Source organism: Proteus vulgaris, from assembly GCF_023100685.1.
Lineage (GTDB): Bacteria > Pseudomonadota > Gammaproteobacteria > Enterobacterales > Enterobacteriaceae > Proteus.
Genome location: NZ_CP090064.1, coordinates 3,611,241 through 3,635,929, shown reverse-complemented (window position 1 = coordinate 3,635,929; position 24,689 = coordinate 3,611,241). Strand labels below are relative to the sequence as shown.

The 24,689-nt window shown below is 36.1% G+C and carries 19 protein-coding genes and 1 tRNA gene; 10 read left to right on the top strand and 10 right to left on the bottom strand.

Features of this window, described 5'->3' with window-relative positions; all coding sequences use genetic code 11:
- Positions 1-3 precede the first annotated feature (3 nt).
- The 4 genes from LW139_RS17370 (at position 4) to LW139_RS17355 (ending at position 2,818) form a co-directional block, all read left to right on the top strand.
- A complete protein-coding gene (locus LW139_RS17370; RefSeq protein WP_109409145.1) occupies positions 4-459 on the top strand; it encodes a tellurite resistance TerB family protein in 456 nt (151 codons plus the stop codon).
- Between the two features lie 31 nt (positions 460-490).
- Positions 491-1,531, top strand: coding sequence for a TerC/Alx family metal homeostasis membrane protein (locus LW139_RS17365; protein WP_166539601.1), 1,041 nt, complete (start codon positions 491-493; stop codon positions 1,529-1,531).
- A 53-nt stretch (positions 1,532-1,584) separates the two neighbouring features.
- Positions 1,585-2,163: a TerD family protein gene (locus LW139_RS17360; protein WP_072070083.1), complete on the top strand. Its 579-nt coding sequence runs from the start codon at positions 1,585-1,587 to the stop codon at positions 2,161-2,163.
- A gap of 79 nt (positions 2,164-2,242) precedes the next feature.
- On the top strand, positions 2,243-2,818 hold the full coding sequence (locus tag LW139_RS17355) for a TerD family protein (protein WP_109409143.1): 576 nt from the start codon (positions 2,243-2,245) through the stop codon (positions 2,816-2,818).
- A 66-nt stretch (positions 2,819-2,884) separates the two neighbouring features.
- On the opposite strand, the gene LW139_RS17350 is transcribed toward LW139_RS17355, so the two are convergent.
- The gene (locus LW139_RS17350; RefSeq protein WP_247850302.1) at positions 2,885-3,565 is read right to left on the bottom strand and encodes an HAD family hydrolase; all 681 of its coding nucleotides are present in this window, start codon (positions 3,563-3,565) and stop codon (positions 2,885-2,887) included.
- 419 nt (positions 3,566-3,984) lie between these two features.
- Here LW139_RS17350 and LW139_RS17345 point away from each other — a divergent pair, with 419 nt between their 5' ends.
- Positions 3,985-5,514, top strand: a complete 1,530-nt coding sequence (locus LW139_RS17345) for a methyl-accepting chemotaxis protein (protein WP_247850301.1) — start codon at positions 3,985-3,987, stop codon at positions 5,512-5,514.
- Between the two features lie 72 nt (positions 5,515-5,586).
- On the opposite strand, the gene LW139_RS17340 is transcribed toward LW139_RS17345, so the two are convergent.
- The 5 genes from LW139_RS17340 to LW139_RS17320 form a co-directional block, all read right to left on the bottom strand.
- Positions 5,587-6,753 carry a fimbrial protein gene (locus tag LW139_RS17340; protein ID WP_166539599.1) on the bottom strand — a complete coding sequence of 389 codons (1,167 nt, stop codon included), beginning with the start codon at positions 6,751-6,753 and terminating at the stop codon, positions 5,587-5,589.
- A 3-nt stretch (positions 6,754-6,756) separates the two neighbouring features.
- Positions 6,757-9,417: a fimbria/pilus outer membrane usher protein gene (locus tag LW139_RS17335; RefSeq protein ID WP_166539598.1), complete on the bottom strand. Its 2,661-nt coding sequence runs from the start codon at positions 9,415-9,417 to the stop codon at positions 6,757-6,759.
- 38 nt (positions 9,418-9,455) lie between these two features.
- Complete coding sequence (locus tag LW139_RS17330) at positions 9,456-10,172, bottom strand: fimbrial biogenesis chaperone (RefSeq protein ID WP_109409138.1); 717 nt, start codon at positions 10,170-10,172, stop codon at positions 9,456-9,458.
- A gap of 65 nt (positions 10,173-10,237) precedes the next feature.
- Complete coding sequence (locus LW139_RS17325) at positions 10,238-10,804, bottom strand: fimbrial protein (RefSeq protein WP_247850300.1); 567 nt, start codon at positions 10,802-10,804, stop codon at positions 10,238-10,240.
- A gap of 318 nt (positions 10,805-11,122) precedes the next feature.
- On the bottom strand, positions 11,123-11,422 hold the full coding sequence (locus LW139_RS17320; protein WP_109409136.1) for a helix-turn-helix domain-containing protein: 300 nt from the start codon (positions 11,420-11,422) through the stop codon (positions 11,123-11,125).
- 1,127 nt (positions 11,423-12,549) lie between these two features.
- Between LW139_RS17320 and LW139_RS17315 the strand changes: the two genes are divergently transcribed.
- Positions 12,550-14,079, top strand: coding sequence for a methyl-accepting chemotaxis protein (locus LW139_RS17315; protein WP_166539596.1), 1,530 nt, complete (start codon positions 12,550-12,552; stop codon positions 14,077-14,079).
- Positions 14,080-14,284: 205 nt separating this feature from the next.
- Positions 14,285-15,193 (top strand): LysR family transcriptional regulator, encoded by a 909-nt coding sequence (locus LW139_RS17310; protein ID WP_109409134.1) that lies wholly within the window; start codon positions 14,285-14,287, stop codon positions 15,191-15,193.
- Positions 15,194-15,255: 62 nt separating this feature from the next.
- Here the strand turns inward: LW139_RS17310 and LW139_RS17305 are convergent, their stop codons facing one another.
- A complete protein-coding gene (locus LW139_RS17305; protein ID WP_227336040.1) occupies positions 15,256-17,541 on the bottom strand; it encodes an FdhF/YdeP family oxidoreductase in 2,286 nt (761 codons plus the stop codon).
- Positions 17,542-18,206: 665 nt separating this feature from the next.
- Here LW139_RS17305 and LW139_RS17300 point away from each other — a divergent pair.
- From LW139_RS17300 to LW139_RS17290, 3 genes are read left to right on the top strand one after another with little or no spacing between them, the layout of a single operon-like run.
- Complete coding sequence (locus LW139_RS17300; protein WP_227336039.1) at positions 18,207-19,559, top strand: cytochrome ubiquinol oxidase subunit I; 1,353 nt, start codon at positions 18,207-18,209, stop codon at positions 19,557-19,559.
- Positions 19,559-20,566 carry a cytochrome d ubiquinol oxidase subunit II gene (gene cydB, locus LW139_RS17295; RefSeq protein ID WP_227336038.1) on the top strand — a complete coding sequence of 336 codons (1,008 nt, stop codon included), beginning with the start codon at positions 19,559-19,561 and terminating at the stop codon, positions 20,564-20,566. Before LW139_RS17300 ends, cydB begins: the two co-directional genes overlap by 1 nt.
- On the top strand, positions 20,550-20,723 hold the full coding sequence (locus LW139_RS17290; protein ID WP_109409130.1) for a DUF2474 domain-containing protein: 174 nt from the start codon (positions 20,550-20,552) through the stop codon (positions 20,721-20,723). The genes cydB and LW139_RS17290 overlap by 17 nt, the downstream gene beginning before the upstream one ends.
- 73 nt (positions 20,724-20,796) lie before the next feature.
- Here the strand turns inward: LW139_RS17290 and LW139_RS17285 are convergent, their stop codons facing one another.
- The 3 genes from LW139_RS17285 to rpoD all read right to left on the bottom strand — a co-directional run bounded on the left by LW139_RS17285 (position 20,797) and on the right by rpoD (position 24,523).
- Positions 20,797-21,714, bottom strand: coding sequence for a bestrophin family protein (locus LW139_RS17285; RefSeq protein ID WP_247850299.1), 918 nt, complete (start codon positions 21,712-21,714; stop codon positions 20,797-20,799).
- A gap of 546 nt (positions 21,715-22,260) precedes the next feature.
- Positions 22,261-22,337, bottom strand: a tRNA-Ile gene (locus LW139_RS17280).
- A gap of 332 nt (positions 22,338-22,669) precedes the next feature.
- Positions 22,670-24,523: an RNA polymerase sigma factor RpoD gene (rpoD, locus tag LW139_RS17275; protein WP_166539625.1), complete on the bottom strand. Its 1,854-nt coding sequence runs from the start codon at positions 24,521-24,523 to the stop codon at positions 22,670-22,672.
- Positions 24,524-24,689: the final 166 nt, after the last annotated feature.

The window sequence follows — 24,689 nt, the reverse complement described above, 5'->3', positions numbered from 1 at the left end:
AACATGAGTTTTTTTAACAAATTAAAAGAAGGTTTTAATACGGGACGTTCTGAGTTAGCAAAGCAAGTTGGCCGCTTTAAAAACAAAAAATTTATGCAAGGAACGGTAGCTGTCTGTGCGCGTATCGCTATCGCCAGCGACGGTGTGAGTTCTGAAGAAAAACAGAAGATGCTGGGTTTTTTAAAAGCATCGGATGAACTTAAAGTCTTTGATACCTCTGAGGTGATTGAATTCTTTAATAAGCTAATTACAAGTTTCGAGTTTGATACTGAAGTCGGTAAAGGCGAAACCATGAAGTATATTCTGGCAATGAAAGATCAGCCAGAAGCTGCGCAATTAGCTATTCGTGTTGGTATCGCTGTTGCGAAAAGTGATGGTGATTTTGACAATGATGAAAAAGAAGCGGTGCGAACTATTGCTGTTGCATTAGGCTTTCAACCCGCAGAATTTGATTTGTAATTAATTTATAGGGAACCGTTCAGGAATTATTATGGTATCCACACATATTGGTTTTCCGACAGAAACTGTCATTGTCTTTGTAGTACTTGCGGTTGGCGCTATTTTTATCGACTTATTCATGCATCGTGCTGATAAGCCGATAACGTTAAAGAATGCCATATTTTGGTCTATATTCTGGGTTGCTATTGCTATGGCATTCGCAGGATTCCTTTATATTCATCATGGTGCAGAAGTTGCGAGTTTATTCGTAACAGGTTATGCATTAGAGAAAGTGCTTTCCATTGATAACTTGTTTGTCATGATGGCGATTTTCTCGTGGTTTGCAGTGCCTGACCGCTTCCGTCACCGCGTTCTTTATTGGGGTATCATTGGTGCTATCGTTTTCCGTGGGATCTTTGTTGCCATCGGTACAGGACTGTTAAGTTTAGGACCATATGTTGAGATAGTATTTGCCTTAATCGTTGCTTGGACGGCAGTTATGATGCTGAAAAGTGGTGGTGATAGTGAAGAGATTGAAGACTATTCACAACATCTTGCTTATCGCTTAGTAAAACGATTTTTCCCTATATGGCCAAAAATCACTGGACACGCTTTTTTGTTAACACAAAAAGAAGTTGATGTTGAATTAGCGAAACCTGAAAACAAAGATGTCACTATCGGTCGTGGTACAAAAGCTGCTCTATATGCAACACCGCTTATGCTGTGTGTGGCAGTCGTTGAGCTTTCTGATGTGATGTTTGCTTTCGACTCGGTTCCCGCTATTATCGCAGTAAGCCGTGAACCCCTAATTGTTTATAGTGCAATGATGTTCGCAATCTTAGGCTTACGTACGCTTTACTTCGTGTTAGAAGCGTTAAAACAGTATCTCGTTTACCTCGAAAAAGCGGTTATTGTGCTGTTGTTCTTTATTGCTGCAAAATTAGGTTTAAATGCAACAGATCATATCTGGCAACATGGATACAGCATTTCCGCGACAACTAGCCTATTTGTAGTGCTTGGTGTTCTTGCTCTGGGGATTATTGCAAGTTTTGTATTCCCAGAAAAAAAAGATGATCAAGGTAAGACAAACTAATACATATTCTTGAAAAATAAGAATATTAAAAACAAAACTAAAGAGGTTGTAAAATGAGCGTTTCTCTTTCTAAAGGTGGTAATGTCTCTCTGAGCAAAGCAGCCCCAACGATGAAAAACGTCCTTGTCGGACTAGGTTGGGATGCCCGTTCTACAGATGGTCAAGATTTTGACTTAGATGCATCTGTATTTCTGTTAGCTGCAAATGGAAAAGTGCGTAGCGATGCCGATTTCATTTTTTATAACAATTTAAGATCTGCTGATGGCTCAGTTGTTCATACCGGCGATAACCGTACGGGTGAAGGCGATGGTGATGATGAAGCACTGAAAATTAAATTAGACATGATCCCGAATGATGTTGATAAGGTTATTTTCGTTGTCACTATCCATGATGCACAAGCACGCCGTCAAAGCTTTGGCCAAGTATCAGGTGCATTTATTCGTTTAGTTAATGATGACAACCAAATTGAAGTTGCTCGTTATGACTTAACTGAAGATGCATCAACTGAAACGGCAATGTTATTTGGCGAGTTATATCGCCATAACGCAGAGTGGAAATTCCGCGCTGTAGGTCAAGGTTATGCGGGGGGTTTAGGATCGGTTTGTGCTCAGTACGGCATTAATGCCTCTTGATAGTCGATTAGTAAGATACTAACCGCTGGCAGTCATAATATGTGATTGCCAGATTATTCAATAAAGTAGGAGCTTTGATATGGCAGTTTCCCTCGTTAAAGGTGGTAATGTTTCTCTGACTAAAGAAGCACCAACAATGTCGGTTGCTATGGTTGGTCTAGGATGGGATGCCCGCGTGACTGATGGCGCAGAGTTCGATTTAGATGCGTCAGTATTCATGGTAGGTGAAGATGGAAAAGTACTTTCAGACGCAAGTTTTATCTTCTTTAATAACAAAGTGAGTCAGTGCGGAAGCGTTGAACACCAAGGAGATAACCGTACTGGGGAAGGCGACGGTGATGATGAGCAAGTCAAAATCACTTTATCAAAAGTCCCTGCTGAAGTGAAAAAACTGGTATTTGCAGTCACTATTTATGATGCTGAAAATCGTAAACAAAACTTTGGTATGGTCAGTAACAGTTTTATGCGCGTTTATAACAACGACAATAATACTGAAATTGCACGTTTTGATCTTTCTGAAGATGCGTCTACAGAAACCGCAATGATCTTTGGTGAGTTATATCGCCATGGCGCAGAGTGGAAATTCAAAGCCGTTGGTCAAGGTTTTGCGGGTGGTTTAGGTGCGTTAGCATCACAACACGGCGTAAATATCTAAGACTTTATTTAGCCCTCGTATTAGCGGGGGCTATTTTTTCTGTGTTGATAGGAAAACAGTTAGCAACTAAGACTCTTTTTTTACGGCCACTTTAATGGGTGAGTTTTTAGCTTTACGACGACCAGTATGAAAGTGACGCCAATGAGGTGTTTGAGAGGCTAGTAGCAATTCATGATCTCCACGAGAATCTCCCCATGCTTTCATATGATATTGCGTTAGATCTCCGTAGACATCTTCTAAACGTTTAATTTTCTCACCACAGCGACAGTTATTCCCAATAATTTTACCTGTCAATTTTCCATCAACTACTTCAAGTGTCGTGCCTATCAGTTTAATCCCCAACCTATCTGCAAAAGGCTGTAGAACCATTGCTGGTGACGCAGAGCAAATAGTAACTTGGGCATTACTTTTCACTTCTTCTGCTACTGCTAATAAGCCAGTAGGGCGCATTAATTTAGCCCAATAAAGCTGACAAAATGCTTCTGCTTTTTCTTTTAACCATTGTTCATCGGTGTTTGTTAAAAAAGTTTTGATAAGCACTTCTTTTAATTCATCACGGGTTAATTTGCGTCTAAAACAACGTAATGTTGGTAATACCATCTTAATTAAACGGCGTGAAAATTTACGTTTACCGAAAGCAAACTTTAAAAAAGGAATAAAACTATCGTGGTAAGTTAACGTGCCATCAAAATCAAACACTGATAACGTTTTTACGGTGTTTTTTGAGTTTTCAAACTGGGGTTGCATAAAAAAGTAAGCTCCGTAAATCATCAGAGTTTTAAAGTCATTGCACATATTATATCATTGTTCTCAGAATGAGATAGTGTGTCTGTTACTCATTGAAAATAAAGCAATTTTTATACTTTAAATGTAAATAAATAAAGATTATTTATGTGATGAATAAAAAATAATATTTATCATAAAATAGAAATACTTATTTTTTTGATAAAAAATAGATTTTTTATTATTAATAATATTAGTTGAATTATTTTATAAAATAAGAATAAATTGAAAATTATTTAAAATATAGATATTGTTTATTGATAGATTAATATTTTAGAAATAAAAATCATTAACTTATAAATACCTATTGTTTTTAAATAAAAGAACAACTATGTCGATAAGGAAATAAATCTTATCGATATATGTGTATAGGTATTTTTATTATGAGCATTAAACGATCTGCTAAGATAGGTTCGTCTGTATTATTATTGGTTTTTATTTTATCTTCGGCATTATCTTCATTTTTTATTTATAAAATGAAAAATAATTTTACCCAAGTGGAAACGTTGTTAACACGTTACACAGATGTATTAATGGCACGCTATGAATTAGCAACGATGCGTTCTAATGTGAATTTCTTAATGCAGGATACTGCATTAACAAACGCAAAAGATGCTGAGATTATTGAAAAAAACAAAAAATTGGCTGACAGCGCTAAACGTGCCATGGAAGTGTGGACAAAAGAGAAAAAAGTAACTGTTGAAGCACAAAAAAGTGCCGATGCCATTGCAAAATTATTTTATAATTTAGTTGATAGATTAATTATCGCATCAAATACTTCAGGTTCAATAAATGTAAATGATGAAGAATTTGCTAATGATTTTGATAGATTAAATATTTTATTTGATGATTATATCACCATAAAAGCGAAGAATAGTGCTTCTCTTATAAATAACCAAGAAACCATGGTTAATTTTTCTATTTATTCAACCATTATTTCATTGTTAATTTTAGTAATTGTTTTATATTTTGTTATTCTTTGGGTAAATAAAACATTTATTTCTAATCTTCATACATTATCTGATATTTTAAATAAAGTTGGTCAAGGTGAGTTAGTTTTCACTTTACCTAAAATGAGAAAAGATGAATTTGGTGAACTATTCTCACATGTTGGCCATATGCAAAAAGCCTTAACTTCTACCATTCTTACTGTAAAGAGAGAGACTTTAGAGATAAAACGAGGTGCTTCTGAAATTGCATCGGGTAATCAGGAGCTTTCTTCTCGTACTGAAGAGCAAGCCAGCGCCTTGCAACAAACTGCGGCTAGCATGGAAGAGATTAAAACGGCTGTCGCCAATAACACCGAAAATACCCAAGAAGCCAATGTTATTATTAATCAATCCAATGATATCGTCATCGATGGCGCTAATGTGATGAAAGATGCGATGTTATCAATGAAGAAAATAGAACAAGGTGCATTAAAGGTTGGTGAAATTAATGAAGTTATTAATAGCCTTGCGAGCCAAACAAATATTTTAGCGTTAAATGCTGCAGTAGAGGCTGCAAGAGCAGGAGAACAAGGACGTGGTTTTACTGTTGTTGCTGCAGAGGTGCGAAATTTAGCCTCTAAAAGTGCAGATGCAGCCAAGGAAATAAGTCAGATATTAAAAGCATCTATAGAAGATGTGGCTGAAGGAACTGCTCTGGTTAATAAAACAGGGGAACATATGCAAGAAATTGTCACTTCAATTGCAAAAGTAAACAATATTATGCAAGGGATAAGTCTTGCTTCAGAAGAGCAACGTGTTGGTATTGAACAAATTGCGGTGGCAATTAATCAGATGGATACTGTTGTACAGCAAAATGCTTCTTTAGTGGATCAAGGCGCATCTTCAACGATGATGTTAGACGAAAAAGCGCAGATGTTGATGGATAATGTGGCCGTTTTTCAAATAGAAGAACAAGCATTATAACGATAAAAAACTCACTCTGAATTAACGTATCAGAGTGAGTTTTTATTTTATTCTGGTAAACAGAATAAGGGGTTAATAATATTCAATCATAAAGGTTGCAGCCCCATCCGCTCTACCTGCAGATATTCTGTCATCAACACGAATATATCGTGCACGTAATGGAACACTTACGACACCCGCTTTTTCAGTAATAGGTTGTACGAAGGTAGTTGGGGTGTTAAATTTAACAAAATCTTCGCCGACATCACCAAATGCAAGTTGGATCCCGACACCTGTTGCTGCACCAGGGACATCATTTACTTTAAAAGTACCCGGATATTCAGGAATAGCTGGATTAACAGGCTTTATTGTTACTCTTAGTTCGTTAGGATCGCGATCTGGGAAAGTCTGGCCGTTTTCACTGGTATATACATTTCCCTTGCCTCCTGAATAATAACCTCTAAAAGCAGGGCAATTGGTTAATATAATATCTGAGTTTATCCATTTTGTTGTACTGTTTTTATTGGGTAACTTAGATGTTTCATGCTTACCTAATTCCACTGTGTAATCTTGAGTTTTGCAACTTGAAGATGTGACAGTGATAGATCCTGTAACTTCTAAATATGAGTTAATAGCAGGAAACTCTGGTGAAATGACTTCATTTTTATCAGGAAAATTTACATCAAGTTGCATTCGCGCAATATTGGTTAAATTAAAAACGCCAGGTTGGATTGGTCCTATTTTAATTATCGAGTAATGTAAAACGGGTTTTGCCCAATAACCAAGCCCTGTCATATTTTTGTTGAGGTAACGCTGACCTTCCCAAGATAATTTGGGCACATTAAGTGGCAGTGTATTATTTTTATCTTTAGCTGCATAAAATACAATACCGAGACCAGGATTATTCGTTTTAAATACATTGGTTGGGATCCCAGCACCTGTTACTGGGGTGCCTGTTGTACTTAATAGTTTTATCTCTTGTCTTTCTTTAAAATAAACTGTCCTATCAGGATCTTTAGAGAAATCAGCACCACATTCATAATTAATTTTTGTGCTAGCGTAATCAAGCTGACCTTGGTATACGACAGCACCTATTGGCATATCAACACCAACATGAATAGCGCCATTTATTGTCATAAACTTATTATATGGAGCGCCTTTTAGAATACATTTGACTTCACCAGGGGCAGCCGCCATTACTTCAGTCACGGGTAAAAGTAGAAGCATTAAGGCTAATGAATTTTTAATAATCGGCTTCATACTTTACTCTCCACATACACTAGTAAGTTGAACAAAACTACTTTGGTTACTTTTATCTTGTGCTGGTGCACTATAGTTAATCGTACATTGCTGTATTTCACCTGGTCCCCACTTAATCGTTAAACGACCTGATGGATTTTTAACGCGGGCGTAGAGAAGTCCTCCCTGACCAATGCTACCCACTTCACTGTTCTGTTCATCGTAAGCGACACTACCAAATGGAATAGGTCCATTATTTCTTTGGATAGTAATCAACAATGGCGTACCCTTATCAGTTTCAAAGACAACTTTAGTTATTGCACCTTCAAATGGCGCGACAAAGGCTTGAGTATTTTGTAATTCAACGCTAGTGGTCATATTTTTAGGGTCAATGGTGATATCGTTTAATTGATACGGAGTTAAGTAAGGCACTAAAGCATAACCAAAGCTGTTAACTTCGATGCCTGGATAGCCACTCACCGCGGCCCCTTCTGCGCCATCAGCATCAACAATAGTGAAGGTGTTACCTTGATAAGGCGATGTAGCTAAACCACCTGACCAACCGACTAACGAACCACTCGCGCCAACTGATGCATTTTGATAGTGCTCACCAATACCGTAGGTTGCACTTAAGCTGCTAAAGTTTGTTCTTGCATTACCACTCATCGTCATACTTGAGCCAACGCCGTGGTTTGTATTCATTGCGGTTACACCATAAGAGTAACGGTTATCCGCACCCGCAGAGCCAGAAATACCGAGTCTTTCACCCACATAACCTCGACCATCACGAGTCACAGCGGCGGTTAGAGTTGGCATATGGTCAATACTGAGATCATACAATGGTAAGGTAAAGTTCATCTCAAAGGTGGTTTCTTTTTTACCTTCGGCATTACGGACTTGGCCTACGTTAAGACCGTAAGACAATCTACGCCAGTTGTTGTTATAACCCAATTGGTACTGTAAGTCGGTGGTATCATTATTCCAGTAGTTTTGGGTATAACCGGTGACATAAAAGTTCCCCCATCCCTCAGCTAACCCCTGATCGATGGTAACGTTAAAACGACTCTTTGGACGCCAGATATTACTAATACTTCTGCCATGTTTTTCTTCATTTATTGCCTGTACTGCAGAGGTATAGTCGTAGAAGTTTTCGGAGTTAAATTTATATGCCGCAATAGTCAAGTTACTGTTGGTATCTTGAATATATTTACTGTAACTCACCTGATAACTCTGTCCGCTATTAACAGCAGAAGCGGTCGTATTTAAATGCACTCGGGCTTGTGTGACGTCGGCAGAAAAGGCACCTAAAGGTGTACTTAATGCCAAACCAACTTGAACAGCGTAGTAATCTGCACCTGTACCCTGAACACCTGCATAGCCTGTAATAATATTGGTTAAACCACGGCGGTAGGTGGCTTGATATAGAGTAGGATCATAATCTACAGATTTGGAATTTAAATGACCTGCTGCAACAGTGTAGTTATGCTGCCCAGGGCGTAATAATTGCACTAGTGAAGCATAATAAACTTTGAAGTTTTGTTGTGAACCATCGGCTTCTTGAATGGTGACATCCAAGTTACCACCATAACCAGAAGGATAGAGGTCATCAATTTCGAATGGGCCTGGTGAAACCACCGTTTCGTGAATAACACGTCCATCTTGGCGAATAATGACTCGCGCATTGGTTTTCGCAATACCACGAATGGTTGGTGCAAACCCACGTTGAGAATCCGGTAACATTTTCTCATCACTAAAGAGTTGGATACCTCTTAGTGGTTGAGAGTCAAATAACTGGCCTGTTGTTAGCACATCACCAATTTGTACTACGCCTCTGATTGTGGTGATAATACGCTCTAAATAGTTATAGGTTGATGTGTAATCATGGCCATTGTTTTCGTCCCATGAGTAGTTACCAGTATGATGAAAACTCCATGTTCCCAAATTCACATGACTATCAATACCTGCAAACGCGGAATCATAATTTTTGCCGTTATTTCTAGATGTAAAATAGTTAGCATTATAATTCACTAATAGGGCATTGATCCCTCTATCCCATAGTGAAGGGCTTACATAACCTCTCGGTTTATAGCCAACAAGTGCTTGCGGCACTTCAACATTAAGGCGTTGTATTGAAGGATCATAGGTAACGGCTGTTGAAGGAACGAGATTGACTAATTCAATACATTCATGAAGCTCCATTGCACTTTTCAGCAATGGAGACTGTTTATCATTTTTGATATTGATAAGGCTCATCGTGTCTTTAGTGAGACAGGGTTCCACTTTTTGGCTAGCCATTTCTCTAAAAGTGATTTTTTGTTTAGCAATAAAATGATTATTAACGTAAACATCAACATCCCACGTACCAGGTAATATTGAGTTTTCCTTGTCAAAACGGCTGATATCAATATCACTTTGTGACGTATTCATAAAAATAGGGTTAAATGTGGTTGCGGTATTATTATTACCGTTTGTGGTAGGCAAATTATTGCCATTAGCACTTGCTGGTAAACTTTGTGTCGCAACATGCGCGGGTAATGTATTTACACCCGATAATGCATGATTACCATTCGGCAGCCATTTATTCTTCTCTGTTACTGTTATATTTTCTGCATAGGTATAGGGTGCGATTAGAAAAAAAGTCGCACCAGCAGATATTATAATAGTTTTTAAAATATAACTGCTCATTTAAATATTCCCGTATATTTTATGAAATCACTGGAGAATTAAAGTTTTGATTCAACTATTTTCATTGCGCCCCAATCGTTTACATATCGATAAACGACTTTATTTCCTATATTTGTTGATATGCCATTGGGTATAGCAAAATCATGGCTACCTAATGGTGGAACTAATTCACCATCAATAGGTTGTTTATCATTTCCATTAAGAGAAATAGAAACTAAAGAAACATAATAGGGGGCATTATTGATGACTTTTAACGTGTTACCTGAAACTGAAAACTTTAAGCCTTCAGCTGCTTCAATGGCTCCCATTTTGTCTTTTAGTGCTATTGGGCGATAAAATAGTTTTATTCTAGAGCGGTAAGCAATTTGTAATTTATTTTCTTCACCTGTTGCATTAGGTGGTATTTCTAATACGTTTAGCCAATAAATAGTTTCTTTATCTTTTGGTAAAGCAACGCCACCGGTATAACCAATTCTTAATGTCTGGGATTTAGTTGGTTCAATACGAAAAACGGGGGGCGTTAATACAAAAGGAACTTGAATAGTTTCTGGAGCTGCATCGACATCTCCGGTATCAAGCCAATTTTGAATTAATACAGGTACAGTTCCTTCATTAGAAACTTTAAGCGTTACTTCTTTTTCATTTTCATTATAAATAACACGAGTGCCACTAATAACAACGGCAGCATTTACCCATGTTGGAATAATAATTAATAAACTCAAAAAAAAGCTTTTAATTAATTTAGTGGTTTTCATATTTATCTTTATTCCATTAATAAAAAGCAAACAGGAGGGAGAAGCCTCCCCCCTGTTTATTTCGATTATTTATACTGCAGAGTATAAATAACGCTACTTGTTACTTTACCAGCCTCGGTTTTACCAATAGCGTAGTATTCAACAGCGTATGGCAGAGTGGCTTTTTCATCAGTAATTTGAACGTAAGCAGTTGCATCTACTTGAGAAGTATTACCAATTTTGATTGGTGCGAATGCATTGCTACCATCTAACAGTTGTAATTGAACCAGTTTTGCACCAGTTGCGGCGATATCCATATTGTTCAGACGACCAGCGGCTTGGTCAACTGTTGCACCAGTTTCAAAGAATGCAGATACTGTTTTATGACCTGCTTGACCGACTTTACAATCAGACAGGTTCATATTGAAACCAGTACGACCAGTTACTTGGCCAGCAGCTGTTAAAGTTGCAGTACTGACTGTGGGCAGAGTAATCGTTGCATCAGGGCCTTGGCCTTCGATATCAACTTTACAAGTTGTATCCGTTAATTCACCATTAAAAGTAATCGTACCAGTATTATCAACAGCAAATGCATTACCAGCCATCAGACCAAATGCCATTGCTAAAGATGCACCAATGATAGATTTTTTCATTCTAAATTCCTTCGTTTTATATTAGATAACTACGTTTTAATAAATCGCTAAATATAAATGATATTTAGTAATTTATTATTTGACTCGCTATTAGTGTAAAAACAAATAAAAGCTATCCATGGCGAATAAAAACACTTAATAAGTGTTTTTTATTTTCCTAATAATTATCTATTAATACGAAATAATAGTTTCGTCGGTTGTTAACACCCCTAACTTCATAAAGCTAATAGCTCATGAAAATAAAACATAATTAAATATCTTATTTTCATGGTTAATTGCTTATAGTGATGCTATAGTGATTTTTTTAAATATTTATTTTTAATTTAGTTGGCTAGCGGTTGTGCCACTAAATTCATAGTCTCTTTTTTTTGATTGTGTATTTGGCACCTTTTCGTTGTAGGTACTTATTACTTCACGATTTAAATCATCCCATGTTTTATCAAAAATAATGAGTAACTTATTTATTAAACTAAGTGACATGCTATTTTTGCCATTTTCATAACGAGATATTTGTTGTTGGCTAACAGAGATTATTTTTGCCAGTTCACGACCTGATAATTTCTTCTCTTTTCTCGCCTTTTTAAAAAAAAAGCCTACTTTAGTGTCTAGATCGTTCATAAATTAATTCCAATAACATGAGGTCTAATATTTAGAAGTTATCACATATTAAAATTAGCCATTTCGGTTTGAGTAACTATATTACACATAAATAAGTGCGTAAAAATGGTTTACCCTATGCGATATCACTATGTAATAGGTAATACCTATCAAGAGAGTAATTATTGTAAGGTTATACTTAAGTTTTAGTAAGTGATAGGCATATCAATATGTTAAGAAATTTAATGCAAACGCAAACTAATTCCGATACTCGTTTTATGAGTTTTTATTAGGTGAAAAATCTGGTTTGATAAGTTATATATTAAGTTATATTTCACTTTTAGTCTTTATAGGATGGATTGTATGAAAAGGTTAGGTAATGTAAGGAAGTATGTTTTACGCGTAAAGTGAGTATTTGTGAGAAAAGTAGAATGTAAGAATTCTCTGAATAAAATCAAAAATTGGGGTATATGATGAAAATGGATTATGTGTATTTATAAATAATCCATGAAATCCTTCTTTTTGGTGAATAAGACAGAAAATTAAAATTGATCTAACTCAATAATTATTGAGAGGAATATTCATATAAAGAGGAGTTGATTGTTTGATGCTAAGAAAATAACTTTTTGAACGCATTAATTGCAATGATGTTTTAGGCACTTTCTCTAAGGTTCGATTTATTCTTCTATATGAAAGTTAAAATAGCTTGTAGGTTCTATTTCTCCTTTCTTTCTAAAAGAAGCGATAATTTTTTATTAATAATATCCTAAGTGTTTATACCTTATCTGTGATTTTTTTAGAAGCTATTTATCTCTAATTTATGGATTGAGTTGTAAAAATACTTAAGATATTTTAATCGTTAAATGATGTTTATCATTTAATTGAGTGTGAAAAATGTTTGCTGTGTTTTATTTAAATGAAAAATGCGTTCAAAAAGCGACCAATTAATAACACTGAAATATTATTTCACAACGGTATATGATCAAGATTAACACTTGAATCTAAGAATAAAAAACTAATTGCCATCATTGATTGAGAACTGTATTAATCGTTTGTATCGATAATTCTGATTAATAAGTAAATAAAATCTATTTTGTGCCGATAAATGAATGCATTTGTATCATTTTATTATCGGGGAAGATTATTTCATGAGTATTGAAAGATCAGCAAAAGTAGGTTCCATCATACTGTTAACTATTTTCTTATTATCATCTGTATTGTCGTCATTTTTTATTTATCGCATGCAAGAAAACTTTGCATCATTAGATTCTTTGAATACAAGATTAAATAACGTTCAGGAAGCAAGGTACGAATTAGCCACTATTCGTTCTCATGTTAATTATCTGATGTTGTTAAAAACCATGACAGATGAAAACAAACAAGAAACGATTAAATCCATTGTTGCTGAAGCAAAAGAGTTAGCAACAAAATCAAAAGCGACTATTACACATTGGGTTGAAGTAAAGAAGATCAGCCCTGATGCACAACGCAATTCAGAGCAACTTTCTGTACTATTCTATTATCTTCTCGATGAACTTATTGCGCCTATAGATACACTAGATTATACAGAATCAAACCTTTCCAGTGATTTTAATCGCTTATCAGATCTCTTTGATGAATATCTCATAATAACTAAAGGTGTGAATGACGATATTAAATCGGAACAAGCTTGGATGGTGCAGTTATCAATTTACACAACCCTCATTGCTTTGGGGATCATTCTTGTTCTTCTTTATATTGTTATCCGTTGGGTAAATAAAACGTTTATCTTTAATTTGAATACTCTATCAGACATTTTGCAGAAAGTGGGAGAAGGGGATTTAAGTTTTACTTTACCTAAAAAACGAAATGATGAATTTGGAACTTTGTTTTCTAATGTTGGTGATATGCAAGTTGAGTTAACATCGACTATTCAACTTGTTAAAGAAGAAGCGTTAGAGATCAAAAAGGGCTCGGCAGAGATTGCTTCTGGTAATCAAGATCTTTCTTCTCGTACTGAGGAGCAAGCAAGCGCCCTACAACAAACAGCTGCGAGTATGGAAGAGATAAAAATTGCCGTTGTTAATAATACTGATAATGCGATTTTAGCAAACTCTATTACAGCAGAAACTCGTGATTTAGCAATTGATGGTTCTAATATCATGAATGATGCAATTAATTCGATGAAAAAGATCGAAGTAGGCACATTAAAAGTTGCTGAAATCAATGATGTAGTTAATAACATTGCAAGCCAAACTAATATTCTGGCATTAAACGCAGCGGTTGAAGCAGCGCGTGCCGGTGAACAAGGCCGTGGATTTACTGTTGTTGCAACTGAAGTGAGAAATTTAGCCGCAAGAAGTGCGGATGCTGCGCGTGAAATTAACCAAATTATCAGAGAATCCGTTGCCGATGTGGCTCATGGCCGTGAGTTAGTGAATAAAACGGGTGAGCATATGCAGGACATTGTTTCTTCTATTACTAAAGTCAGCGATATCATGCAAGGTATTAGTATCGCATCAGAAGAACAAAAAGTAGGTATTGAACAGATCGCAGTCGCCATTAACCAAATGGATTCTGTTGTTCAGCAAAATGCGGCTTTAGTTGAACAAGGTGCGACTTCTACGATGATTTTAGATGAGAAAGCACAAAATTTAACAGATAAAGTGTCAGTCTTTAAAATTAAAGAACAATATTAATCCGTTAAGTTAGTCAGTTAATATTGTATTTAAAACAAGCTCACTCTGAGAGTAAAATGAGAGTGAGCTTTTTTATTTAGTTAGGATTCCCCATTTTTATCTTCTATCTTTACTTATAGATAAAAAGCTGGAAGGTAAATAAAACTGCGCGTACTGTTTATCTTATAGTATAAGAACGGCTATTTTTTCTATTCACCTGCTTATCATGAGGTCATCGCATATCGACATAAAACAATTATTTTATTTAATCGCATTAGATAAAACTCAACATTTTGGCCAAGCTGCTGAAATGTGCCATGTCACACAACCTACTTTATCCATGCGATTACGTAATTTAGAAAAAGAGCTAGATGTTGTGCTTATTAAGCGGAGTTCTCGTTTTGAAGGATTTACAGAAGAAGGCGAGAAAATCCTAAAGTGGGCGAAAACAATGGAGTCTGCTTATAATGGATTACAGGCAGAAGCGGCTAATTTTCGACAACAGTTATTAGGACAATTGCGTATAGGCATTGTGCCATTAACTAATTTAAACCCAATGAAAATGTTGCAGAAAATCTCATCCGTTTTTCCTGAAATTCGCTTTCAGGTTATGTCGAGTGATAGTGAAAAGATAGTCGATTGTCTTAATAATAATAGCCTTGATATTGGTATTTGCTATTTAGAAAAAGCGAATACTCAACAACATGAAATTTATGCTTTAAAGCAAACAGAATTGGGGCTTTTATTTCATCGTAATCATTTTATGCCTTCGGCAAAAACGATTTCATGGAATGAAGCAGTTAAATTGCCATTGGCACTGCTTAATAAAGAAAATCATTTTAGACAATCCGTTGATCTGGCATTTCAGCGCTATAATTTGCATCCGAAAGTATTAGTTGAAAGTAGTTCTACACTTCATCTTATGCAATCAGTCGATGCAGGATTTTGTGCCTCAATTGTTCCTCTTTCAAAAGGAATTGAAAAATTGAACCCAAATCTTGATGTTGTTCCTATTGCTGATGCCACAATAAATTCTCCTCTTGGTATTATTATTCGGCGCGAAGAGCCTCGTTCGATACTGATTGAGAAATGCTTTACTGAAATGTGTACATATTTAGTTGATATGAGTTTGTAGATAAAAAGAGAAGCTGAGACTAAATATAGACTCAGCTTTTTATTTTTTAGTTGGATGAAACCTTAGGCAACTTGTGCTTTTTGGGCGTGAATTCTAACAGGTGTCGCTTTATATGAAGGTGTTCCACTTTCTTTATCAACATAGTCCAGTGGAATAAGGACATTAGCTTCTGGGTAATAAGCAGCAACAGTACCCGGTGCAATACTAAATGAAACAACAGTAATATCATTAAGCTGTAGCTTTCTATTTTGACTTACTGTTTCAATAGTCACTTTGTCGCCTTGTTTTAAACCTCTTGCGATTAAATCAACCTCGCTCATAAAGAGCACATCACGCCTACCGAAAATACCACGATAGCGGTCGTCTAATGCATAAATGGTTGTATTGTATTGGTCATGACTACGTATTGTGACGAGACGTAAAATATCATCTCCAGCGACTGGTTCATTTTCGTTAACACCCTCAAAAACAGAAAACATCGCTTTACCCGTTGGTGTATCCCAAATTCTTTCAACCGCAGGCAGTGGCATACGAAATCCACCTGGTACACGAATACGTTGATTATAGTTTTCGAAACCCGGAATGGTTTTTTCAATCATGTCACGAATGAGATCATAACTTTCCGTAAATCTCATCCAAGGTGTTTTGCTTTCAGATAACGTTGTTGCCGCCATTTCGGCAACAATAGATGGCTCTGATTTTAATAATGGAGACGCTGGCGTTAATTTACCTGAAGAGGCATGTACCATCGACATAGAGTCTTCAACGGTGATTGATTGGCGGCCTAATGCTTGTATATCTGATTCAGTACGGCCTAAGCAAGGCAAAATAAACGTATTTTTAGCAGTTAATAAATGAGAGCGATTTAATTTAGTTCCAATATGAACACTGAGGTCCAGTTTTCGCATTGCTGAAAAAGACAGTTCGGGATCAGGCAGTGCCACAGCAAAATTACCCCCTAAGCAAATTAATGCTTTTGCTTTACCTTCAACCATAGCTTGCATGGCATTAACAGCATCATGACCATGTTTATAAGGTGGTTTGAAACCGAAGATTTGTTCTATTTTTTGCAGAAATTCTGTAGAGGGTTTTTCAGTAATACCGACGGTTCGATTGCCTTGAACATTAGAATGCCCTCGTAATGGACATATTCCAGCCCCCAGTTTTCCAATATTACCTTTCATTAATAATAAATCGGCAATTAAGCGAACGTTAGCGGTTCCTTTATTATGCTGGGTAATACCCATACCATAAGTAATAATGGTGGCAGGGGAATTCGCGTAAAGTGATGCGATACTTTCAAGAGAATCTTGTGAAAGCCCACTTTCATTTTCAATATCTTGCCAAGTTGTTTGGTTTAAATCGTCAATAACGGCTTCAAATCCTTGAGTATGTTCTGCGATAAAATCATGATCAAGAATATCGCCACGCTCTAAATCCCAAGCTAATAGCGTTTTCATAATGCCTTTTAAAGCCGCAGCATCACCCCCCGCCTTAACCTGATAGTAAGATGATGCAATATTGGTTGAGCTATAAGTTGCCATCTCAATTATGCTTTGAGGATCGGTAAAGCGCTCTAATGCACGTTCTTTTAATGGGTTTAAGACGACAATGGGGACACCTCGACGAGCCACTTCATGTAATGTTCCCATCATTCTAGGGTGATTGGTTCCGGGATTATGACCGATAGCAATAATTAATTGTGTACTATCGAAATCATCTAAAGAAACAGTCCCTTTACCAATACCAATTGATTGTGGTAACCCTACGCTAGTAGGTTCATGGCACATATTTGAACAATCTGGAAAATTATTTGTGCCATATTCTCTAGCAAAAAGCTGGAATAAATAAGCGGCTTCATTTGAAGCTCTTCCCGAAGTGTAAAATTCCACACTATCTGGTGAAGGAATATCTCTTAATAATTGACCTATACGATCAAAAGCCTGTTCCCATGATACAGGAACTAGAGTGTCAGTTATTGGATCATAAGAAAGAGGGTGAGTTAAACGGCCATAACCTTCAAGTTCAAAATCTGATTTTTTTAGTAATTCAGTCACTGTGTTTTGTGCTAAAAATTCTGGTGTGACTCTTTTTTTCGTCGCTTCCCAAGTCACGGCTTTGGCACCATTCTCACAAAATTGAAAAGTAGAGTGATGCTCTTTATCTGGCCATGCACAACCTGGGCAATCAAATCCATCAGGTTGATTGGTATTAAGTAGTGTTTTAGGTGCAATTAAAGCATCCATTTGAGTACGTACTGCAATAGCTGTTGCTTTTAATGCTCCCCATCCTCCGGCTGGGCCGTTATAGGGTTTTACTCCAGGAATAAGCGATTTATTTTTACTCATATAGATATTCCTAAAAAACAAATAATAATATTTATTTATGAAAATAAATGGGCAGGTGAATATAAAAATCAATATGCTTATATAATTAAATATATAATGCTATTTGAGCGCAATAATATATTTAGACTTGTTAAAATTAAAATCTAGTAAATGGAGGATAATAAGATAATATAAACATACAAAATTTTTGTTATTTAAAAAGTTAAAACAATGTGACTTAGTTGTCAACGCTTTAAATACTCTCTATAGCCCTTTGTACGGATATATTGAGTGGCGATAGAGCATATCTATCACTCAATAAAATCAATTTATTTGACTAGCTGTTACGTGATGGTTAAAAATATTAACACGATAAAGAATGAAAATATTTTACTTCATTTACTTTTATTACTAGTTAAAAAATCAACCTAATAGGTATTTTTATCGATATATATAAAGCTATGTATCGATTTGTCTGTGTTGTTTTTTTATTCACTTACAATAGGGAGAGATAATCTTAATAATAAATTTAAATATGAATTAAATACTTTGTTGTTAATATTAAAGCAATAAAAGTAATGAGATTAATAATAAGAAGATAATAGTGATTTATTTGAGAAAAACATAAATAGGAAAATAGAAATGAATAAATTTATGATAAATAGATTTATACGAAGAGGGGCATTATGTTTGGGTTAGACGCTTTTCATTTAGCAAGAATACAATTTGCTTTCACGGTCTCTTTTCATATTATTTTTCCTGCTATTACGATAGGACTTGCGAGTTTTTTAGCGCTATTAGAAGGCTTATGGTTAAAAACTAAGGAGCCAAGTTATTTTACGTTATACCAATTTTGGATAAAAATTTTCGCAGTGAATTTCGGAATGGGTGTGGTTTCTGGGTTAGTCATGGCATACCAATTTGGTACAAACTGGAGTGGTTTCTCGCAATTTGCAGGTAGTATTACAGGCCCAATGTTGACTTATGAAGTGCTCACTGCATTTTTTTTAGAAGCTGGGTTTCTTGGTATTATGCTATTCGGATGGAATAAAGTTGGGCGGAAGCTTCATTTTTTTGCTACTTGTATGGTGGCATTAGGAACTCTTATTTCAACGTTTTGGATCTTATCTTCAAACAGCTGGATGCAAACACCACAAGGTTATGAAATAGAAAATGGTATTGTTGTGCCTGTTGATTGGTTACAAATCATTTTTAATCCCTCATTTCCTTATCGCCTATTACATATGTCAATCGGGGCATTTTTAGCCAGTGCTTTATTTATTGCTGCATGTGCGTCATGGCTTTTATTAAAAGGGAAAGATACAGCTGCAGTACGCAAAATGTTATCTATGGCATTATGGTTAGTGTTGATTATTGCACCAATACAGGCTTTTGTAGGTGATGCACATGGTTTAAATACACTAGAACACCAACCCGCAAAAATAGCGGCTATTGAAGGGCATTGGGATAATTCATCACAAGAAGCGACACCACTTATTTTATTTGGTCTTCCAGATATGGATGAAGAAAAAACAAAGTATGCAATAGAGATCCCGTATTTAGGTAGCCTTATTCTTACTCATAGTCTTGAGAAACAAATTCCTGCACTTAATACATTTGCACCAGAAGATAGACCTAATTCCACCATTATATTTTGGTCATTTAGAATAATGGCAGGCCTTGGTATGTTGATGATTTTCCTTGGCCTATTAAGTGTCATTTTACGCAAGCAAAAAAAACTCTATAACTCTCCATTTTTTTTACGATTTACATTATTAATGGGGCCTACGGGATTGATTGCTATCCTTGCCGGTTGGTTTACGACAGAAATTGGTCGCCAGCCTTGGGTGGTTTACGGCGTGCAACGGACTAAAGATGCCGTTTCAGCGCATGGGGATTTGCAAATGAGTTTGAGCTTATTAGCTTTTATTTTGGTTTATTGTTCAGTATTTGGTATCGGTTATTTTTATATGATGCATTTAATGAAAAAGGGCCCTGTTGAATTGCATTCAGTACCATTAATCGAAGGTGAAAAATAATGAATGTTGATTTTTCGATTATTTGGTTCGCCATCATCATATTTTCTACGCTGATGTATATTATCGCGGATGGATTTGATCTGGGTATTGGTATTATTTTGCCGTTTACGAAAGATAAAATACAAAGAGACACGATGATAAATAGTGTGGCACCAGTATGGGATGGCAATGAAACATGGCTTGTTTTAGGTGGTGCTGCGTTATATGGCGCATTTCCTTTGGCTTATGCTGTGATTATTGAGGCACTGACTATTCCATTAACATTAATGTTAATCGGTCTTATATTTCGTGGTGTGGCTTTTGAGTTTCGTGTTAATGCGTTACCTAAACATCGTCTGTTTTGGGATTCAGCTTTTATTGGTGGCTCCTTTTTAGCAACTTTCTGCCAAGGTATTACGGTTGGTGCAGTAATTAACGGTTTTGAAGTAATTGGGCGTAGCTTTAGTGGCTCTGCACTAGATTGGTTAGCGCCATTTCCTCTCTTTTGTGGTTTTGCCTTGCTAATTACTTATGCACTTTTAGGAAGTTCATGGCTAATAATGAAAACAGAGCATCAACTGCATCGTAAAATGTGTTCTATTACTGTTTATTTAGCGATTACATTATTGGTTGCGATTGCAATAGTCAGTCTATGGACACCTCTAGTACATGAAGATATTGCACAGCGCTGGTTTAGCTTACCTAATTTATTCTTTTTATTACCAGCACCTTTATTCGTATTAGCGTGTACATGGGGCATAGTGCGTAGTGCTTATAACTATGGGCATTATTTGCCATTTTTATTATCACTTTTATTGGTCTTTATCGGTTTTGCTGGATTGGGTGTGAGTATTTTCCCTTATATTATTCCACCAACAATTTCTATTTGGGATGCGGCATCACCCGTTTTAAGTCAGAAATTTATGTTGGTTGGTGCTGTGATTATTATTCCTGTTATTCTTATGTATACCAGTTGGAGCTATTATGTTTTTCGTGGAAAGGTAAACCCAAATGAAAGCTATCATTAGTCATTTTTTAACGATAAAACCCGTTCAAAAAAAAACATATTGGTACCAACAAATAGGATGGATGATAATTATTTGGAGTTTAAGTGTATTAAGCTTAGCTATTATCGCTTCTTTATTTAAATTATTAATGTACAGTGCCGGAATGAGAACACATTAGATTTTAGATGGTCATTAACAATAAAAAACAGTGTAATTTTTTGCACTGTTTTTTATATTTTTATTATTTTCGATTACAATAAATTATAATGTTTATCTGGTCTTACAGTTATCGGTAATGGGCTAATATCTTGTATTTCTAATAAGTTTCTTTCAATCGTATTACAAATAGCATTTAGGGGTAAGTCATTTGCAGATATACCAAAAGGATCTTCTAATTCCTCAGCTAATGAATCCCAAGACAAAAAGGTATAAGAGATAAACACGGATACAAATGGTGTCATGTAGTGGAGATCGGCTACTAAAGCAAAAGGCAATAATGCACAGAATAGATAAACAGTACGCTGTAATATCAAGGTATAAGCAAAGGGAACCGGGGTATTTGAGATACGCTCACAACCGCCTAAAACGTCAGATAAGTTATTAATATCTTTATTAATTGATTGAAAGATAACATCACTTATCATTTTATTATCTCTCAATTCGCCTATTTTTAAACCAATATGTAATAAGATACGATTGGTAGGATAAGGACTATTCATTATTTCATCAAATAAAGGCCGAGGTAATAAACGGTAGAGATCAACCATTGGATTAGTTTTTCTTAACTCGTGTTTTAAACTCCAACTAAAAGCAATTAATAGATTAGAAAAGTCTCGGTTGAATTGTTTATCTTCAGGTAATAAAGCCTTTATGTTTCTTAATATATTACGATGGGTAATTAACATATTACCCCATAAGGTTCTTGCTTCAACCAACCGGCTATAGCTTGCATTGTTTCTGAAACCAAGAAATATCGCAATGGCGATACCCAACAAACTAAAGGGAGCAACAGTTAAGTGTATACCTAATTGTTCATACCATTGATAAATTAAAATAGCGATAATTGACATGATAACATTAAGGCATAAGCGAAATATTATTTTTGCAAGCACAGAGCCATGCCAATCAAATAACCGAAAAAACCAGTGTTGATTAGGACGTATAACCATAATAGTAATAATATAAAACGAGGTTTGAATTTGTTGGAATATTATCTCAATAAAAGAAGTAATAAGCTAATTAATTCTCTTGAAAAATAAAGGGGTAAAAATCTGATTCATATCTGCATGTATGAATCAGAAAGATAAGTTTATAAATATTAAATATAACTATTGTTAATATAATAATATATGCATAGTTGATCTAATATATGCACCAAAGTAATGGAAGCGATTTAAATATACATGGGTAAGTTATTTTTAAAAATTTTTATCATATTGTAATGGTAAGATAATATTTACAATGTGAATGTGTTTTGGAAAACTTTATCTGGTGAAAATAAATAGAAATATAATATGTTGTTTTTTCTGAGGAGCAACGAGTTATTAATATTCTATTAATGAAAATGTAAAACTTGAGGTGTAGAAAAAGAGAGCCGATAAAAAATGAACCTAGTTAAAGATATCTGATGGGGCAAAAATAGGGCAACGATTTGTAAAAACAAAAAAGCCACTTGCTAAGAAGTGGCTTAATGCGCTGATTTAACAGCTAAAATGTGGTGGCCCCTACTGGACTTGAACCAGTGACCAAGCGATTATGAGTCGCCTGCTCTAACCAACTGAGCTAAGGGGCCTAATGGAGTGAGATTATACGTGCCATTTGGCACTAGGTCTAGCCTTTGAATGACTGTATGCGCAATTTATGCTCAATATAAACAATAAAAAGATAAAATAGAGAATAACTGTGATATCAATAACCTAGTGTAAGAATTGAGAGATAAGCATAGGCAGATGCGTAATATTATAAATAAAGAGGCTATTTTTTATAAATGTACATTGTAGAGAATGGTTGTTGAGAGGCTCTGAACAATAACCATTAAACGAGAGATAGGATCGTGATTAACCGATAAAAAAACGCCTGTGAATATCACAGGCGTTTGTTATAGCATAAATGAGTGTAAGCTAATTACTCGTCAAGGAAGCTACGTAATACTTCAGAACGGCTTGGGTGGCGTAATTTACGCAGTGCCTTCGCTTCAATCTGACGAATACGTTCACGGGTAACATCAAACTGTTTACCCACTTCTTCTAAGGTATGGTCTGTATTCATATCAATACCAAAACGCATACGCAGGACTTTAGCTTCACGTAATGTTAAACCAGCTAACACTTCGTGAGTTGCTGAACGTAAGCTTTCTGATGTTGCAGAATCCAGTGGTAATTCGAGAGTAGTATCCTCGATAAAATCACCTAAATGTGAATCTTCATCGTCACCGATTGGGGTTTCCATGGAGATTGGTTCTTTAGCGATTTTCAGTACCTTACGGATTTTATCTTCAGGCATCAGCATGCGTTCTGCAAGCTCTTCTGGTGAAGGCTCACGTCCCATCTCTTGCAACATTTGGCGAGAGATACGGTTTAGCTTATTAATCGTTTCAATCATGTGAACAGGGATACGAATTGTACGTGCCTGATCAGCGATTGAACGAGTAATTGCTTGGCGGATCCACCATGTTGCGTAAGTTGAGAATTTATAACCACGACGGTATTCAAATTTATCAACCGCTTTCATCAGACCGATATTCCCTTCTTGGATCAAGTCAAGGAACTGTAAGCCACGGTTGGTATATTTTTTTGCGATAGAGATAACTAAACGTAAGTTCGCTTCAACCATCTCTTTTTTCGCACGACGAGCTTTTGCTTCACCGATAGACATACGACGGTTAATATCTTTAACCTGTTCGATTGTCAGACCAGTTTCAACTTCAATTTGCTGCAGTTTTTGTAAGCTGCGTTGTACTTCTTCTTCAATACCTGCCAGTTTTTCAGACCAAGGTTTATTCATTGCACGAGCAGCAGTGAACCATGTGTCATTGGTTTCGTTACCTGTAAACAGCGTAATGAAGTTTTTCTTAGGCATTTTAACTTGATCAACACAAAGACGCATGATGTGACGTTCTTGAGTACGAACTCTGTCCATCATCTCACGCATGTTGTTAACCAGATAATCAAACTGTTTCGGTACTAAACGGAACTGTTTGAAAATTTCAGATAACAATAAGATCTCAAGTTCTGTATCTTTGTGATTACGACCTTTGGCCTTGATAGTCTGGCGAGTTTTCTCGTATTGTTCACGAAGCTCAGTAAATTTTTGGCGAGCTAATTCAGGATCGATGCTGTTATCATCATCGCTATCGCTGTCATTATCGCCATCTTCATCTTCGTCTTCATCTTCGTCTTCAGCATCGTCAACTTCATCATCACTTTTGCCTAAATTGACCACTTCACTCTCTGCCACTTCTTCGGCATTTGGGTCAATAAACGCAGTAATTAAGTCAGAAAGACGTGCTTCACCAGCTTCAACACGATCGTATTGTTCAAGAAGATAAGTAATTGCTTCTGGATATTCAGCAACAGAGCATTGAACTTGGTTAATACCATCTTCAATACGTTTTGCGATATCAATTTCACCTTCCCGGGTAAGCAATTCAACCGTACCCATTTCGCGCATATACATACGCACAGGATCGGTTGTACGGCCAATCTCAGATTCTACACTAGAAAGTACCTGAGCCGCGGCTTCTGCCGCATCATCATCAGTGTCATTTGAATTTTCTGCCAGCATCAGATCATCGGCGTCAGGTGCTTCTTCCATAACCTGAATGCCCATGTCGTTAATCATCTGGATGATGTCTTCGATTTGATCTGAATCGACGATATCTTCCGGCAGATGGTCATTGACCTCAGCATAGGTCAGGTAGCCTTGCTCCTTACCTTTAGTAACAAGTAGCTTCAGCTGTGACTGCGGGTTTTGCTCCATAAGACGGTATCCACACTTCAAAGTAATTTGGGTTGGTGTCGGTCGGCGATAACTGTTCAGCCAACAATAACTACGGAGGGGCATTTTCATTGTCGATTGCTACGGTCCCCTCAGCGTAGCAAATGTAGGTTTTTAGTACCTACCGATAGCGGCAATTAAGCCGTGT

Coding starts and splice junctions, on each gene's coding strand:
- LW139_RS17340 (WP_166539599.1), bottom strand. CDS start 6,753: ATGAAGCCGATTATTAAAAATTCATTAGCCTTAATGCTTCTACTTTTA.
- LW139_RS17290 (WP_109409130.1), top strand. CDS start 20,550: ATGAAAGCTATCATTAGTCATTTTTTAACGATAAAACCCGTTCAAAAA.
- LW139_RS17310 (WP_109409134.1), top strand. CDS start 14,285: ATGAGGTCATCGCATATCGACATAAAACAATTATTTTATTTAATCGCA.
- LW139_RS17360 (WP_072070083.1), top strand. CDS start 1,585: ATGAGCGTTTCTCTTTCTAAAGGTGGTAATGTCTCTCTGAGCAAAGCA.
- LW139_RS17325 (WP_247850300.1), bottom strand. CDS start 10,804: ATGAAAAAATCTATCATTGGTGCATCTTTAGCAATGGCATTTGGTCTG.
- LW139_RS17305 (WP_227336040.1), bottom strand. CDS start 17,541: ATGAGTAAAAATAAATCGCTTATTCCTGGAGTAAAACCCTATAACGGC.
- LW139_RS17320 (WP_109409136.1), bottom strand. CDS start 11,422: ATGAACGATCTAGACACTAAAGTAGGCTTTTTTTTTAAAAAGGCGAGA.
- LW139_RS17345 (WP_247850301.1), top strand. CDS start 3,985: ATGAGCATTAAACGATCTGCTAAGATAGGTTCGTCTGTATTATTATTG.
- cydB (WP_227336038.1), top strand. CDS start 19,559: ATGAATGTTGATTTTTCGATTATTTGGTTCGCCATCATCATATTTTCT.
- LW139_RS17365 (WP_166539601.1), top strand. CDS start 491: ATGGTATCCACACATATTGGTTTTCCGACAGAAACTGTCATTGTCTTT.
- rpoD (WP_166539625.1), bottom strand. CDS start 24,523: ATGGAGCAAAACCCGCAGTCACAGCTGAAGCTACTTGTTACTAAAGGT.
- LW139_RS17330 (WP_109409138.1), bottom strand. CDS start 10,172: ATGAAAACCACTAAATTAATTAAAAGCTTTTTTTTGAGTTTATTAATT.
- LW139_RS17370 (WP_109409145.1), top strand. CDS start 4: ATGAGTTTTTTTAACAAATTAAAAGAAGGTTTTAATACGGGACGTTCT.
- LW139_RS17350 (WP_247850302.1), bottom strand. CDS start 3,565: ATGCAACCCCAGTTTGAAAACTCAAAAAACACCGTAAAAACGTTATCA.
- LW139_RS17335 (WP_166539598.1), bottom strand. CDS start 9,417: ATGAGCAGTTATATTTTAAAAACTATTATAATATCTGCTGGTGCGACT.
- LW139_RS17300 (WP_227336039.1), top strand. CDS start 18,207: ATGTTTGGGTTAGACGCTTTTCATTTAGCAAGAATACAATTTGCTTTC.
- LW139_RS17355 (WP_109409143.1), top strand. CDS start 2,243: ATGGCAGTTTCCCTCGTTAAAGGTGGTAATGTTTCTCTGACTAAAGAA.
- LW139_RS17285 (WP_247850299.1), bottom strand. CDS start 21,714: ATGGTTATACGTCCTAATCAACACTGGTTTTTTCGGTTATTTGATTGG.
- LW139_RS17315 (WP_166539596.1), top strand. CDS start 12,550: ATGAGTATTGAAAGATCAGCAAAAGTAGGTTCCATCATACTGTTAACT.